The organism is Corynebacterium sp. HMSC074C03 (genome assembly GCF_001838285.1).
Classification (GTDB): Bacteria; Actinomycetota; Actinomycetes; order Mycobacteriales; family Mycobacteriaceae; genus Corynebacterium; species Corynebacterium amycolatum.
Map to the genome: position 1 here is coordinate 13,063 of NZ_KV836194.1, position 13,159 is coordinate 26,221.

Sequence of the window (13,159 nt, forward strand, 5' to 3'; positions counted from 1 at the left end):
GGGGGGAGGTAGTTGGGGGCAATCGCTGTTAACAAAAGTAGGGGTAATGACTAGCTCGTTGTTCAGCAAAAAGCCTGCTCTTACAGTGGAATATTGCCATGCTTGCGCGCAGGCCACGGTACTTTCTTTGAAGTTAGAAGGCGCAGATTTTTTATCACCCGAGTTCGTGTCTCGGAGGGGAGGATGACTTCATCAATTAACCCCCGTTCGGCGGCGCGATAAGGCGTGAGCATGTGTTGCTCGTATCCCTTTTCCAGTTCAGCAATGAGTTCTTTCACACTCTCGGGAGTGCCAAATCTATCGGCCGCTGGGTCTGTTGCGAGAGCTGCTTCGGTGGCGGTTCGAATCTCGGCACGATGGAGGAAGCGTACTGCGCCAGAGGCACCCATCACGGCGATCTGTGCCGTCGGCCAAGCCAGATTTACATCCGCGCCGAGCCCCTTTGATCCCATCACGCAATACGCGCCGCCGTAGGCTTTGCGCATGGTGACGGTGATTTTAGGAACGGTTGCTTCTGCATACGCATAGAGCAATTTAGCGCCACGGCGCAGAATTCCCTGGTGTTCTTGATTCGAGCCGGGGAGAAAGCCTGGTACATCCACGAGAAAGACGAGTGGAATGTTGAAACAATCGCAGGTTCGGACGAATCGCGCGGCCTTCTCCGCTGCATCGATATCTAGGCAGCCCGCAAATTCCATGGGCTGATTAGCGACAAACCCAACGGATTGACCGTTGAGACGGCCAAGGCCAATTACGACATTGGCTGCCCGGTTTTCCTGGATTTCCAGGAACTCCGCATCGTCGCAAAGCGCGTAGATGACTTCATGCACGTCGTACGGTGTGGAAGGGCTGTCGGGAATGAGACTGTCAAGGGTGCGGTCGGTGTCGGTGATTTCGTCACTGGCGTCGGAGTCCCAGCTGGGCGCGGGGGAGGTTGTGTTGTTGGGGAGGTAGTCGAGCAAATCGCAGACCCAGTCGAGTCCATCTTGTTCGCTAGTGGCGGTGTAGTGGGAGTTTCCGGCGACTTCCATATGTGTGTCGGCGCCGCCAAGCTCGTGCTGGCTGATTTTTTCGCCGGTGACTGTTTCAATTACGTCAGGGCCGGTGACAAACATGCGGGAGTTTTCCTCCACCATGACAACGAAGTCCGTCAGCGCTGGGGAGTAGGCATTTCCACCTGCGCAGGCACCAAAAATGACTGAAATCTGCGGAATGACGCCGCTGGCACGAACGTTGTGGTGGAACGTCTGGGCAATAAAATCCAGTGAGACTGCGCCATCTTGGATGCGGGCGCCGGCACCTTCGTACATGCCAATAAGGGGACGGCCGGTAGTGATGGCAAGGTCCTGAATCTTGACCATCTTTTCGCCGTAGACCTCTCCGAGTGCACCACCGAAGATTGTGCCGTCCTGGGAAAAGATGCAGACCTCGCGGCCGTCTATGGTTCCCCAACCGGTGATAATTCCGTCCGTCACGGGACGTTTGGTTTCCATTCCAAATGCGGTAGTGCGGTGGCGTGCTAGCGCATCGAATTCGACAAAAGACCCTTCGTCCAGCAGGTAGTCAATGCGCTCGCGGGCATTCATGCGCTCAGTCAGTTTGAGCTTGTCGTAGCCTCGCGACCCCATCGGAGTCAGTGCAGCAGTGCGTCGGCGTAGAAGGTCTTCATTGAGAAAAGCGGTGGTGTGTTGCTCCGCCGCCAAACGTGAGGAAATAGTCATGTTATGGAATGTAGTGTTTGAGAAGGAAAATAGTAAAGCAGGTGAGCTGTGATGATTCTCACGCTGTCGTCCCCTTGAGAAAGGCCTCGACGCGCTGAATCCGGCCATAGCGCTAGACTGCTGTGCATGACCGACCCCCGAATTGTTGCTTCCCGCAAGCCTCTTGATGCCGCGCGTGTGCGCGCAGCCGCGCCGGGCTGGAGTTCCATTGAGGTTGTCGAAACCACTGGTTCGACCAATGCCGACCTTCGGAAACAGGCGGCACTGGGGCAGGTGGCAGATCTCAGTGCGCTCATCGCCTCGGAGCAGACCGCAGGTCGCGGTCGGCTGAGCCGTAGTTGGACAGCTCCGGAAGGTGCATCCATTGCGCTCAGCACACTGCTGCGCCCGCAAGGGCTCGCACCGGAGCAGCTGGGGCTCTTGCCCTTAGTCGCAGGTCTCGCAGTCGTCGATGCTGTCGTAGAGGTCGTGGGTCTGGTGCCTGAGCGCGTATCCCTGAAGTGGCCGAACGATGTCCTGGTTGACGGTCGTAAGCTCTGCGGAATTCTGGTAGAGGCTGCTTCGCTGACGCCACCAGCTCTCATTCCAGGAATCGGCATCAATGTTTCTCTGCAGGAAGACGAGTTGCCTGTGCCACACGCCACTTCGCTATACCTGGCGGGCGCAGACAATCTCGACCGCGACGACATCTCCGCTGGTGTGCTGCGTGCGCTGGGACGTCGTCAAGCACAGTGGCGAAAGGGCGATGCTGAGTTGCTGCGGGACTACGAGGCGGTGTGCGCGACCATCGGCTCGAACGTGCGCGTGGAGTTGCCGGGGGATCGCGTGCTGGTCGGCAAGGCGGTTGGTGTGCGTGCCGACGGCGAATTGATTGTCACCGACGAAGCTGGCACAAGCCACTTTGTTGCGGCCGGTGACGTGTTCCATGTTCGTGCCACTGACGGCGGCTATGCATCCCCGCAGACTGACTCGGACCGGAGGTAGTGCTGTATGGCCTTTCCCGATGATGAGTTGGACACGCGCGAGGCAATTCTGCTGGACACCAATCCAACTTTTGGTCGGCTGGTGTGGCCGCTCTTGGAGCTCATGGTTATCACTGGCGTCTGCTGGTTGCTGATTGGCTTTATCGACGGCCCTGCGATTGCTCCGGGAGACTTACAGGGTGTGCGTCAGCTGCTGCTGTTTGCGTGGCTGGGACTTATTCTCTGGCGCGTTGTTCGTCCGGTACTAAGTTGGCTGGGGGAGCGGTTTGTGCTGACTGATAGGCGGATTATTTTGCGCCGCGGCATTGTGCGTCCGCAGGTGGTCTCGATTGATCTGCGTTCGGTGCGTGCGGTCAATCGCAAAGGCGGAGTGTTGTATCTGCACACGCGAAGCTTCGGCCCGCCGCTCGCTGTGGAAGATATTCCCAGCTCCCGCAAGGTGGCTAAGTTGGTCTCCCGGTTGACTTAGAATTTTGGGTCATAACCTACAATCAGGGGTGTGATTGCTTCGGATACCCCTGAAAACTCCACTAATTCCGCTTCTGATTCCGCTGCAGCGCTAACTGCTGCGCAGCATCCCGCGCATGCTGATGGCGTGCCGGTTGTGGCGGTGATTGGTGATGGTCAGCTGGCTCGTATGATGCAGACTGAGGCCATTGAACTGGGACAGTCCATCCGTTTGCTTGCCGGTTCGCCGGATTCTTCCGCAGCGCAGGTGTGTGCGGACGTTATCATCGGCGACTACCACGTCTGGGAGGACGTTGAACGCACTGTCGCTGGTGCGCAGGCCGTGACTTTTGACCATGAGCACGTTCCCACCGATTTTCTCAACAAGCTGACCGAGATGGGCTACTCGGTTCAGCCTCAGCCTTCAGCGTTGCTGTACGCGCAGGATAAGCTGCTGATGCGCCAGCGCCTGGAGGAACTGGGTGCTCCGGTACCTGCCTACGCTGCTATCGAGTCCGTCCAGGATGCCGAGGCCTTCTTCGACCGCGTTGACGGCGCCGTCTGCCTGAAGGCCCGCCGTGGCGGTTACGACGGTCACGGCGTGTGGTTCCCGAAGGACCGCGAGGATTTGCACACGCTTGTCGACGAACTGTTGGGCAAGGACGTTCCTCTGATGGCCGAGCGGAAGGTCGCGCTGGTTCGCGAGCTGTCGGCCATGTGTGCGCGCACGCCGTCGGGTGAGGTCAAGGCCTGGCCCGTCCTCGAGTCCGTGCAGCGTGACGGCATCTGTGTCGAGGCGATCTGCCCGGCACCAGGGCTTTCCGACGAGCTTGCGAGCGCGGCCGAAAAGCTTAGTGTGACCATCGCTTCCGAACTGGGCGTGACCGGTGCACTGGCAGTCGAGCTGTTCGAGACCGTCGATGCCGATGGCAATCCGGAGATCTTTGTCAACGAGTTGGCGATGCGCCCGCACAACACTGGCCACTGGTCGCAGGACGGCTGTGAGACCAGCCAGTTTGAGCAGCACCTGCGTGCAGTTGCTGATATGCCACTGGGTTCCACTCGCCCGACTGCACCGGTGACGGTGATGGTCAATACGCTGGGTGGCGAAGAGGCCTCGGACGTGCCGATCGCGCAGCGCTTTGCTGAGGTATGGCGCCGCTTCCCATCGGTGAAGATTCACTGGTACGGCAAGGATTGGCGCCCAGGACGTAAGCTGGGTCACGTCAACCTGTGCGGTTATGACGCAAGCGCGGAGGGCATTGCCGAGACCCGTCGAATTGCCAACCTAGCTGCTGGTTACGTAGTCGATGGAGTATGGGCAGACGGCTACACGGCATGAAGCTAGCGCCGATTAAAGCTAGCGCCTTTAAAAATTAGATTGCTATCTCAAGGAGACAACATTGGCTGAAGCAAACCAGGTGGCAAGCCCGAAGCTGGCCAACGCAACCGGTCCGTTGGTTGGTCTGATTATGGGGTCGGACTCAGATTGGCCGACCATGGAGCCGGCAGCTGAGGTACTGGCTGAGTTCGGAATTCCGTTTGAGGTAGGCGTGGTCTCTGCGCACCGTACTCCGGAACGCATGATTGATTACGCAAAGTCGGCCGCTGACAAGGGCTTGCGCTGCATTATCGCAGGTGCCGGTGGTGCTGCGCACCTACCGGGCATGGTGGCATCTGCCACTCCGCTGCCGGTTATCGGCGTGCCCCGTGCACTCGAGAACCTGGAGGGCGTCGACTCGCTGCTGTCGATTGTTCAGATGCCGGGCGGCGTTCCGGTGGCAACCGTCGGCGTGGGCGGCGCTAAGAATGCTGGCCTGCTGGCTGTGCGTATCCTCTCGGCTGGTTACCCGGAGCTCATTGTGGCGATGGAGAACTACCAGGCCAATATGCGCGATGAAGTCCTGGAAAAGGACGAGCGCCTGCGCAAGAAGCTGATGGGTGAGTAGGGCGTCCAGCCAGCCCCCCCCCACGCTACCCGCGCATATGAACTGCGGGGTAGTGGAACGTGTCCGGGTCGGCGGTCTCCCAGGCTTCGGCCCAGTTGTGGAAGCGAGTTCCGCTCAGCAGCTCGCCTGGCTGCAGCCAGTTGTAGAGCTCCGCGTAGGTCTCACCGACCTGCTCATTGGTGCGCCGCAGCAGGTGGGATGGCCCCAGCTCAGAGAAGCTATTCAGGCCCATCGATGCCAATAGGCTAGCTGCTTCCGCGACCGTAGCATTGTGATAGTTGGCCACACGCTGACCCTTGTCGTCGACATCGAGGGCCTTCCACAAGCTCGAATCCTGGGTAGCCACACCCACCGGGCAGGTGTTTGTGTGACATAGCTGAGATTGAATACAGCCGGTGGCCATCATCATGCCGCGAGCCGAGTTCACAAAGTCAGCGCCGATGCACATGCGCTTCACAATGTCGAAGCCAGTAATGACCTTGCCGGACGCACCGAGCTTAATGCGATCTCTCAGACCGGCACCTACGAGCGCGTTATGGACGAGAATCAGGCCGTCGGTAAGCGGTAGGCCAACGCGGTCGGAGTATTCCAGTGGTGCAGCGCCGGTGCCGCCTTCAGCGCCGTCGACGATAATGAAATCCGGTGTGATGTTCTCTTCCAGCATGGCCTTGCACACGGCGAGGAACTCAAGCTGGGAGCCAACACACAGCTTGAAACCGACCGGCTTGCCCCCGTTGAGCTCACGCATGGTGCCCATAAACCGAACAAGTTCACGCGGGGTGGAGTAGACGCGGTGGTACGGCGGGCTCATCACACCCTTGCCAACTGGTACGTGGCGAGTAGCCGCGATCTCTTCATTGACTTTGTGCCCTGGCAGCATGCCGCCGAGTCCCGGCTTTGCACCCTGGCTAACTTTGAGATAGGTCGCCTTGACCTGCGGAATCGTAGCCTTTTCGCGGAAGAGTTCCGGGTCGAAGTCGCCATCCTCAGTACGTGCACCGAAGTAACCGGACCCCAGCTGCCAATAAAGGTCGGCACCATACTTCAAGTGGTAAGGGCTGATAGCGCCCTCGCCAGTGTCCTGTACGAAGTTGCCCAGCTTCGCGCCCTTATTCATTGCCATGACAGCGTTAGGGGACAGAGAGCCGAAACTCATGGCTGAGATGTTGAAGATAGACGCTGAGTACGGCTGGGTGCAGTCCGGGCCACCGATATCTACGCGCGGATCCTCGATGACGTGTTGGCTCGGCGCCATCGAGTGGCGGACGTACTCGTAGCCGGGCGCGTTAATCTTTCGCTCAGTACCGAAGGACTTCTTTGAGGACAGCCCCTTCGCACGCTCGTAGACCACGGTACGAGTATCGCGGTCGAACGGAGCGCCGTCGAAATTGCGCTCGATGAAGTACTGCTGCATCTCAGGGCGAATGGTCTCACCCATGTAGCGCAGATGGCCGATGACCGGGAAGTTCCGCAAGATGGAGTGCTTCCGCTGAAGCATGTCATAGATAGCCACAACATCCAGGAAGAGGATGAAAGCCATCAGAATCCACCACCACGGGCTCAAATCCCATACAGCCAGTGCGCCCAAGACGTTGATGAGGGCGAGAATCGCAAGAATATATGGTCGGGTAATCACGGTTTCCAGGTTATCGCGACTGCCGAAAGCGCCTCTCGTCGGAGGGGACGTGATTAAATCACACGGGCTTTTTCGGCCGTAGAAATAGCAGCGACACGCTCGTTATCGCCACCGCGCACGACGACGGCAGCACCTCCATGAACCCAAGCGGACAGCACATTACGTGCCCATTTATCCGCGCTGACCTGTGAAGAATCAGGTTCCAGCCAGCCGTCGGAAACAATGCGAGAACCGGGCGTGAGCTGCATTTCATCCGCGTAGTCTCCAGCCGACGAAAGCAGATTAGCAGCAGACTTCTCCCCAATAACGGGGGTTTGGTCGGAGTCCGGGCCTGCGCCTAGATACGCGTCTGGGTGGAAACGAACTTCCGGACCGAAGTCAATGATTCCCGGTGGAATATCATCACCGCATTCCACGACACCGCGGCCAAAGGGGTCGTCGGTAAGCACTGCGATGTAGGCATCCGAGAACTTCTCTTCCCACGTGCTGACGTTGCTGACAGTGGTGAATACGACCAGCGGCTCTTCATCGCTAACGGTGACGCCAGCACGCTCGCAGCCCAGGATGATGCAGGCGGACTGCCAGATTAACGGCAAATCAATCCATACTTGGTCTCCGGCGACGAGGTCGAACTCATCGTGCAGCATGTTGGCGATCTTGCTGGCCCAGTTGTCCAGGGTTTGGGCCGACAAATCGGTACGACCGCCGGTAGTTTCGTCATAACAGGTCAAACGAGGCACGGACGGGTCGGCCTCGAGAAGTGTCTTCAGAATCTCCACGCCTCCAAGGGTAACGAGATTCTCTCCAGGCCGTCGGGAAGAGTCACCTAACTCAACAGCAGGGTGAACAAAAGGACCGTCGGCAAGCAGGCGATTGTCGTAATCACGCCACAATCGCGCGCCTGCTCAAGGTTCCGGCCGAAGCGGGAGGCGAAGGTGTAGACGTTCTGGGCTGTCGGCAGGCCGGCGATAATCACAGCTGCCAGCAGCGCATGCCCGCTGAGACCAAAGACAAAATGGCCGAACAGGAGAGCCAGCGCGGGGTGCAGGAAAAGCTTCAGCGTAGACGCCACCACAACGGCGCGACGAGGGGAGCGGCCGGCTTCCATAAACGGCATGCCATGCAAACTAATACCGAAGGCCAAAAGTGCCATTGGCACCGCGGCCTGCCCCAATAGCCCCACTGGATGCGCTACGAACTGAGGTACTTCGATAGCAAACGCATTAACCGCAAGTCCCACCATCGCCGCCAGAAAGATCGGGTTCTTCAGCGGTGCCATGATGACATTGCGCGGTCGGAAATGACCGCGGTTAGTGAGGATTTCCAGCACCGTCATGGAAGCGGGCGCATAGAAGGCAATCTGAAAGATAAGGGCTGGGACGACGGCGGTAGCGTCGTGAAGCACTGCGACTGCGATGGGCACGCCGAGATTAGCGACGTTGTTGTAACTCGACGACATCGCGCCGACCACAGCATCGGCACCGCGCTGTTTGAACATGGGTGCCACAAAGATCCGGTAAAACGCCGCCGTGCCAAGCGCCGACAGTGCCGCGACGCCAAACGCCGAACCGAAGATGCTCGCCGAATCCGCCGTCGCGAGCGTGTGCGCGAGCATGCACGGCATCGCAATCCAGAACACGACCATATTCAGGGTAAAAGATGCCCGCTTATCGACGATCTCACTGCGCCCAAACAACCAGCCAACAATGATCAGTACTGCGACGGAACCAAAGCCGGTGAATATTTCGGTGAGAGCGGGCATAAGTGCATATTTTAGACAATAAAAAACGGACCCAATCCAATCCCCTCGGTGGGGAAGGACTGAGTCCGTTTTACGCTGTTATCGCATGTATCGTCATGCGGCCAGCGCGTAAATAAGGCCTTTCGGCGGGTATTCGAATAATCGGCTCCCGCCGACCAGCCATCTTTAGCGGCTGGTGAACGGCAGGAGTGCCATCTCGCGGGCGTTCTTCACAGCGGTAGCGACCTGGCGCTGCTGCTGCGGAGTCAGACCGGTGACGCGGCGGGAACGAATCTTGCCACGGTCAGAGATGAACTGGCGGAGCAGGTTAATGTCCTTGTAATCAACCTTCTCAACGCCTGCGGCCTTGAGCGGGTTCTTCTTCGGGCGGCGGGACTGCTCCATCCGCGCCTTCTTGTTAGAGTGATTGCGCTTCATTGGTGCTCCTCGACTTACCAGCTGGACTTACGGACGCCCGGGAGTTCGCCACGGTGGGCCATCTCACGAACGCGGACACGGGACAGACCGAACTTGCGGAGGTAGCCGCGCGGGCGACCATCTGCAGCGTCACGGTTGCGGACGCGAATCGGGGACGCGTCACGTGGCTGACGGTTCAGCTCGTACTGTGCGTCCATGCGCTCTTCGTCAGTGGAGTGCGGGGACTTGATGATGCGCTTCAGTTCAGCGCGACGTTCTGCATAACGAGCGACGATTTCCTTGCGCTGCTCGTTCTTGGCAATCTTGGACTTCTTAGCCATGAATTAGCGCTCCTCGCGGAATTCGACGTGCTTGCGGACAACCGGATCGTACTTCTTAATGGTGATACGGTCCGGGGTATTGCGCTTGTTCTTACGGGTCACGTAGGTGTAACCGGTGCCCGCAGTGGACTTCAGCTTGATGATTGGACGAATGTCATTACGTGCCATTTTTTAGATCTTCTCCCCACGTGCACGAATCTGAGCAACAACAGCCTCGATACCGTACTTGTCGATGGTCTTCAGACCCTTCGGGGACACATTCAGAGTGATGTGACGCCCCTCAGAGGCGAGGTAGAACTTCTTACGCTGCACGTTGGGGTTCCAACGGCGCGACGTGCGCCGGTGAGAGTGGGACACGGTCTTGCCGAAAGACGGCTTGCGTCCCGTAACCTGGCAAATCGCCGACATAGGGATTCCTTTGCTTCCTTGCCGCCCAATGCCGACATCACTGGTGCGCCACGCCGGATTATTGAATAACCGAGGATTCCACCTGGCCTTTTCCGGGGCGCTGCCCACTGACACTCGACGCTGAGCGCGTAAACGAATAACTAGACAACAGCGAGAGAACAGTTTACACACGAGTTGCGGGATAACCTAATCGCTGTTCCGCTGTGGTTTTCTCGGCGCGACTCTCGAGCGGCATCATAGAGTTCGTGCTTGTCGACGGGCTTTAGTGTAGGGCCCTTTTTTAATTTTCGGGCTCGAGCCTGTAATATTCCATCGAGTGTCACATGCCGGTTTGTAGAGATATTGACCTGGCGCGTGTCATTGTAAGTCGTGTTCGTACCCAACTCAGGCACGATTCTCTCGCTCTTAGCTGGGGGAAAGCGACCTGAAGTTCAATCCTGAGGGAAACGAGAATTAATGAAGAAGGACATCCATCCTGATTACCACCCGGTGGTTTTCAAGGACGCAGGCACGGGTCACTCTTTCCTTACCCGTTCCACCGCCACCTCCGACCGCACTGTCGAGTGGGAAGACGGTAACGAGTACCCGCTGATCGTCGTTGACGTCACCAGCGAGTCGCACCCATTCTGGACCGGCGCTCAGCGTGTCATGGACACCGCTGGTCGCGTCGAGAAGTTCCAGCGTCGTTACGGTAACCGCATTCGCCGCGCGAAGAAGAACTAAGAATAGGAGGGGAATAAGAAAATGGCAGTACCAAAGCGTCGCATGTCGCGTGCTAACACCCGCGCTCGCCGTTCCCAGTGGAAGAGCAACAACGTCGCTCTCCAGGAAGTCAAGGTAAACGGCCGCGTCTACAACGTTCCTCGTCGCATCGCCAAGGCTGTTCAGCTCGGCCTGGTTGACGTCGAGAAGTTCTAACGCGCATCTTTTAGGATGCTGACAACGTTCCTCGCTGAACCGCAGAGCGCTTCGCGCGCCCAGAGTGCGTTCAGTGCGTAAGGAACAGTTGATAGAGAGCTTTTAAACCTCACCCCATCGCCTGTACTCGGCGATGGGGTGAGGTTTTTTGAGTTCTATGCCCCGGTTTGAGTTCTATGGCCAGGTTTTATGGGAGCTCTCTCACGAAGAATCTGTGTCACATTTACACTCGCCTTATATTTTCAAGGCACAATGGGCAGTATGAAGATTTTGGTAGTTGATGACGATCAAGCGGTACGCGAAGCGTTGCGGCGATCGTTGACTTTTAATGGCTACACGGTCGAGCTCGCCGAGGACGGTGCAGAGGCCTTGGAAAAGATTGCCAAGGAACGTCCGGATTTGGCCATTTTGGATGTCATGATGCCGAAGCTCGACGGTCTCGATGTTTGCCGTCGGCTGCGCAGCGAAGGCGATGATCTGCCGGTCATGATGTTGACCGCACGCGATTCGGTCTCCGAGCGCGTAGCTGGTCTTGATGCCGGCGCAGATGACTACCTGCCCAAGCCTTTCGCATTGGAAGAGCTGCTCGCTCGTGTGCGTTCACTCCTTCGTCGTTCTGCTCTGGAAGTGCCTGCGATGGAGGATGCCGCAACTCTGCAGTTTGAGGATCTCTCCTTGGACCCGGAAACTCGTGAGGTCTTCCGGGGTGAACGCCGCATTAGTCTCACTCGTACAGAATTTGCGCTGCTGGAATTGCTGATGAGCAACCCGCGGCGTGTACTCTCCCGTACCGCTATTTTGGAGGATGTCTGGGGTTATGACTTCCCGACGTCCGGCAATGCGCTGGAGGTCTACATTGGCTACCTGCGTCGCAAGACGGAGGCAGAGGGAGAGCCGCGTCTGATTCACACCGTTCGTGGTGTCGGTTATGTGATGCGGGAGACCGCACCGTGATGTTGCGCCGTCGTCGTTCGACCGGCGGTGGCGTGCAATCAAATCAGCGTTCTGCCACGGAGGCCACTCCGGGGCAAGGTACCGTCGGTAAGCAAGAGAAGTCCGCGAATGCTGAGACGATGGCAGGGGAATCGCTTCCCGGCCTGCCGCGGAGTTCGCGTATCCCTTCGCTGCGTTGGCGGCTGACTATTCTGACAGCGCTCATTGTGGCGATGTCGGTGGGGCTGATGACGTTGGCTGCGTTTTTTACTGTGCAGGCAGCGCTGTACCGTGAGGTGGACAGTAACCTCCGTAGCCAGGCGGAAAAGCTGCTTATGTCACCGTACGCTTCGGAGTTTGCCATTGGCCCCTCCTTTGAAGCGGACTCAAATAGGATTCTGAACCCCGATTTGGACGCGGTGTACTTTGCCCACGGCAGTGTGGCGGGTAAGGGCGGTGGCTCAATCTCTATTGGTGGCCCCGAACTGGCGGTGTTGCGGGGGAATCGACAGGAATCGATTCGCACTGATGAGTACAACGGCCGTCGCGTATATGCTGTCCGCGCCGAAGACGGTGCGACGCTGATCCTCTCGCAGGACTTGAGCTCGACGCAGTCGGTCTTGAAAGCGCTCAGTGCAGTGCTGCTGAGTATCTCTGCTATCGGCATCCTCTTCGCAATCGGCTCAGGTATTACAGTGGCAACAACGGGTCTGCGTCCGGTCACGCGGCTGCGCATTGCCGCGGAGCGAGTGACGGAGACTGATGAGCTGCGCCCAATCCCTGTGGAGGGCGACGATGAGCTTGCGCGCTTTACCCGCAGCTTCAATGAGATGTTGGCTGCACTTCAAGCGTCGCGCATTAAGCAGGCGGAGCTGGTTGCAGATGCTGGTCATGAGTTGAAGACTCCGCTGACGTCGTTACGCACAAATATTGAACTGCTGATGATGGCCTCCCGCTCGGGAGCGGTAATCTCGGATGAGGATCGCGCGGATCTGGAAGCTGACGTCATCGCCCAGCTGGAAGAGTTGTCGACGTTGGTCGGTGACCTCGTTGATCTGGCACGCGAAGATGGCCCGCAACAGGTTATTGAGCATGTCGATGTCGACGAAATCATTGCCACGTCGCTGGCGCGTGTTGAGCGTCGTCGTCCGGATATTACTTTCGATGTGCAGACAGCTCCGTGGTATGTCTACGGGGATTCGGCGGGTCTTGGTCGCGCAGTTTTGAACTTGATGGACAATGCTGCAAAGTGGTCGCCAGAAAATGGCATCGTGCGGGTTCGTCTGACGCCGCTCAGCGAGGTTGTTGCTCAATTCACGGTGGCGGACTCGGGGCCAGGTATCCCGAAGGAAGATCGAGACAAGGTCTTCGAGCGTTTCTACCGTTCCATTCAGTCGCGGTCGATGCCTGGATCCGGCCTGGGCTTGGCCATTGTGAAGTCGGTCATCGTCCGCCACGGGGGCACGATTACTGCCGATGAGTCCGATGATGGCGGTGCCTTGATGCGAGTGACGCTGCCGGGCAGTCCGGACAGCGGAAAAGATGAAGACTCCGATTCCGCTCAAGAGCCTAGCTAGAAACGCATAACCCCACGTCAAAGCTGATGTAATCCTCGCTGCGCGCAGCCTTTTAAGGAAGTGCGTGGCGGGGATTCGGTGTTTCATT

The 13,159-nt window shown here is 58.1% G+C and carries 16 protein-coding genes; 8 read left to right on the forward strand and 8 right to left on the reverse strand.

The features are described 5' to 3' along the window. Window positions 1–80 precede the first annotated feature (80 nt). Window positions 81–1,721: an acyl-CoA carboxylase subunit beta gene (locus HMPREF2847_RS01435; protein ID WP_070851279.1), complete on the reverse strand. Its 1,641-nt coding sequence runs from the start codon at window positions 1,719–1,721 to the stop codon at window positions 81–83. Window positions 1,722–1,847: 126 nt separating this feature from the next. Between HMPREF2847_RS01435 and HMPREF2847_RS01440 the strand changes: the two genes are divergently transcribed. From HMPREF2847_RS01440 to purE, 4 genes are all read left to right on the forward strand, one after another. Then, window positions 1,848–2,705: a biotin--[acetyl-CoA-carboxylase] ligase gene (locus tag HMPREF2847_RS01440; RefSeq protein WP_080972820.1), complete on the forward strand. Its 858-nt coding sequence runs from the start codon at window positions 1,848–1,850 to the stop codon at window positions 2,703–2,705. Between the two features lie 6 nt (window positions 2,706–2,711). Then, on the forward strand, window positions 2,712–3,173 hold the full coding sequence (locus HMPREF2847_RS01445) for a YdbT family protein (RefSeq protein WP_070851280.1): 462 nt from the start codon (window positions 2,712–2,714) through the stop codon (window positions 3,171–3,173). Between the two features lie 30 nt (window positions 3,174–3,203). Next, window positions 3,204–4,493 (forward strand): 5-(carboxyamino)imidazole ribonucleotide synthase, encoded by a 1,290-nt coding sequence (locus HMPREF2847_RS01450; RefSeq protein WP_083327292.1) that lies wholly within the window; start codon window positions 3,204–3,206, stop codon window positions 4,491–4,493. A 130-nt stretch (window positions 4,494–4,623) separates the two neighbouring features. Next, window positions 4,624–5,100, forward strand: a complete 477-nt coding sequence (purE, locus tag HMPREF2847_RS01455; RefSeq protein ID WP_038629135.1) for a 5-(carboxyamino)imidazole ribonucleotide mutase — start codon at window positions 4,624–4,626, stop codon at window positions 5,098–5,100. Between the two features lie 25 nt (window positions 5,101–5,125). On the opposite strand, the gene HMPREF2847_RS01460 is transcribed toward purE, so the two are convergent. From HMPREF2847_RS01460 to rpmB, 7 genes are all read right to left on the reverse strand, one after another. Then, on the reverse strand, window positions 5,126–6,736 hold the full coding sequence (locus tag HMPREF2847_RS01460; RefSeq protein WP_070851281.1) for an FMN-binding glutamate synthase family protein: 1,611 nt from the start codon (window positions 6,734–6,736) through the stop codon (window positions 5,126–5,128). Window positions 6,737–6,789: 53 nt separating this feature from the next. Continuing rightward, the gene (locus tag HMPREF2847_RS01465; protein ID WP_070851282.1) at window positions 6,790–7,515 is read right to left on the reverse strand and encodes a TIGR03089 family protein; all 726 of its coding nucleotides are present in this window, start codon (window positions 7,513–7,515) and stop codon (window positions 6,790–6,792) included. Between the two features lie 47 nt (window positions 7,516–7,562). Next, window positions 7,563–8,498, reverse strand: a complete 936-nt coding sequence (locus HMPREF2847_RS01470) for an AEC family transporter (protein ID WP_070851283.1) — start codon at window positions 8,496–8,498, stop codon at window positions 7,563–7,565. A 165-nt stretch (window positions 8,499–8,663) separates the two neighbouring features. Further along, window positions 8,664–8,915, reverse strand: coding sequence for a 30S ribosomal protein S18 (gene rpsR / locus HMPREF2847_RS01475; RefSeq protein ID WP_005511410.1), 252 nt, complete (start codon window positions 8,913–8,915; stop codon window positions 8,664–8,666). A 14-nt stretch (window positions 8,916–8,929) separates the two neighbouring features. After that, window positions 8,930–9,235, reverse strand: a complete 306-nt coding sequence (gene rpsN / locus HMPREF2847_RS01480) for a 30S ribosomal protein S14 (protein WP_005511414.1) — start codon at window positions 9,233–9,235, stop codon at window positions 8,930–8,932. Between the two features lie 3 nt (window positions 9,236–9,238). Further along, on the reverse strand, window positions 9,239–9,403 hold the full coding sequence (gene rpmG / locus HMPREF2847_RS01485) for a 50S ribosomal protein L33 (RefSeq protein WP_005511413.1): 165 nt from the start codon (window positions 9,401–9,403) through the stop codon (window positions 9,239–9,241). Window positions 9,404–9,406: 3 nt separating this feature from the next. Then, entirely contained in the window at window positions 9,407–9,643 is a 237-nt protein-coding gene (gene rpmB / locus HMPREF2847_RS01490; protein WP_016423274.1) for a 50S ribosomal protein L28, read from the reverse strand. Window positions 9,644–10,099: 456 nt separating this feature from the next. Between rpmB and HMPREF2847_RS01495 the strand changes: the two genes are divergently transcribed. The 4 genes from HMPREF2847_RS01495 to HMPREF2847_RS01510 all read left to right on the forward strand — a co-directional run bounded on the left by HMPREF2847_RS01495 (window position 10,100) and on the right by HMPREF2847_RS01510 (window position 13,071). Further along, entirely contained in the window at window positions 10,100–10,366 is a 267-nt protein-coding gene (locus tag HMPREF2847_RS01495) for a type B 50S ribosomal protein L31 (RefSeq protein ID WP_005511390.1), read from the forward strand. A gap of 21 nt (window positions 10,367–10,387) precedes the next feature. Then, complete coding sequence (gene rpmF / locus HMPREF2847_RS01500; protein WP_005511439.1) at window positions 10,388–10,561, forward strand: 50S ribosomal protein L32; 174 nt, start codon at window positions 10,388–10,390, stop codon at window positions 10,559–10,561. A gap of 261 nt (window positions 10,562–10,822) precedes the next feature. Then, window positions 10,823–11,515 carry a response regulator transcription factor gene (locus tag HMPREF2847_RS01505; RefSeq protein WP_070834158.1) on the forward strand — a complete coding sequence of 231 codons (693 nt, stop codon included), beginning with the start codon at window positions 10,823–10,825 and terminating at the stop codon, window positions 11,513–11,515. Beyond that, on the forward strand, window positions 11,515–13,071 hold the full coding sequence (locus HMPREF2847_RS01510) for a sensor histidine kinase (RefSeq protein ID WP_070851284.1): 1,557 nt from the start codon (window positions 11,515–11,517) through the stop codon (window positions 13,069–13,071). The genes HMPREF2847_RS01505 and HMPREF2847_RS01510 overlap by 1 nt, the downstream gene beginning before the upstream one ends. Window positions 13,072–13,159 lie beyond the last annotated feature (88 nt).

What these genes read in the sequence shown, in the direction of transcription:
- HMPREF2847_RS01510 (WP_070851284.1), top strand. Translation starts at nt 11,515, where the DNA reads ATGTTGCGCCGTCGTCGTTCGACCGGCGGTGGCGTGCAATCAAATCAG.
- purE (WP_038629135.1), top strand. Translation starts at nt 4,624, where the DNA reads ATGGGGTCGGACTCAGATTGGCCGACCATGGAGCCGGCAGCTGAGGTA.
- rpmB (WP_016423274.1), bottom strand. Translation starts at nt 9,643, where the DNA reads ATGTCGGCGATTTGCCAGGTTACGGGACGCAAGCCGTCTTTCGGCAAG.
- HMPREF2847_RS01435 (WP_070851279.1), bottom strand. Translation starts at nt 1,721, where the DNA reads ATGACTATTTCCTCACGTTTGGCGGCGGAGCAACACACCACCGCTTTT.
- rpsR (WP_005511410.1), bottom strand. Translation starts at nt 8,915, where the DNA reads ATGAAGCGCAATCACTCTAACAAGAAGGCGCGGATGGAGCAGTCCCGC.
- HMPREF2847_RS01445 (WP_070851280.1), top strand. Translation starts at nt 2,712, where the DNA reads ATGGCCTTTCCCGATGATGAGTTGGACACGCGCGAGGCAATTCTGCTG.
- rpmG (WP_005511413.1), bottom strand. Translation starts at nt 9,403, where the DNA reads ATGGCACGTAATGACATTCGTCCAATCATCAAGCTGAAGTCCACTGCG.
- HMPREF2847_RS01440 (WP_080972820.1), top strand. Translation starts at nt 1,848, where the DNA reads ATGACCGACCCCCGAATTGTTGCTTCCCGCAAGCCTCTTGATGCCGCG.
- HMPREF2847_RS01505 (WP_070834158.1), top strand. Translation starts at nt 10,823, where the DNA reads ATGAAGATTTTGGTAGTTGATGACGATCAAGCGGTACGCGAAGCGTTG.
- rpsN (WP_005511414.1), bottom strand. Translation starts at nt 9,235, where the DNA reads ATGGCTAAGAAGTCCAAGATTGCCAAGAACGAGCAGCGCAAGGAAATC.
- HMPREF2847_RS01495 (WP_005511390.1), top strand. Translation starts at nt 10,100, where the DNA reads ATGAAGAAGGACATCCATCCTGATTACCACCCGGTGGTTTTCAAGGAC.
- rpmF (WP_005511439.1), top strand. Translation starts at nt 10,388, where the DNA reads ATGGCAGTACCAAAGCGTCGCATGTCGCGTGCTAACACCCGCGCTCGC.
- HMPREF2847_RS01470 (WP_070851283.1), bottom strand. Translation starts at nt 8,498, where the DNA reads ATGCCCGCTCTCACCGAAATATTCACCGGCTTTGGTTCCGTCGCAGTA.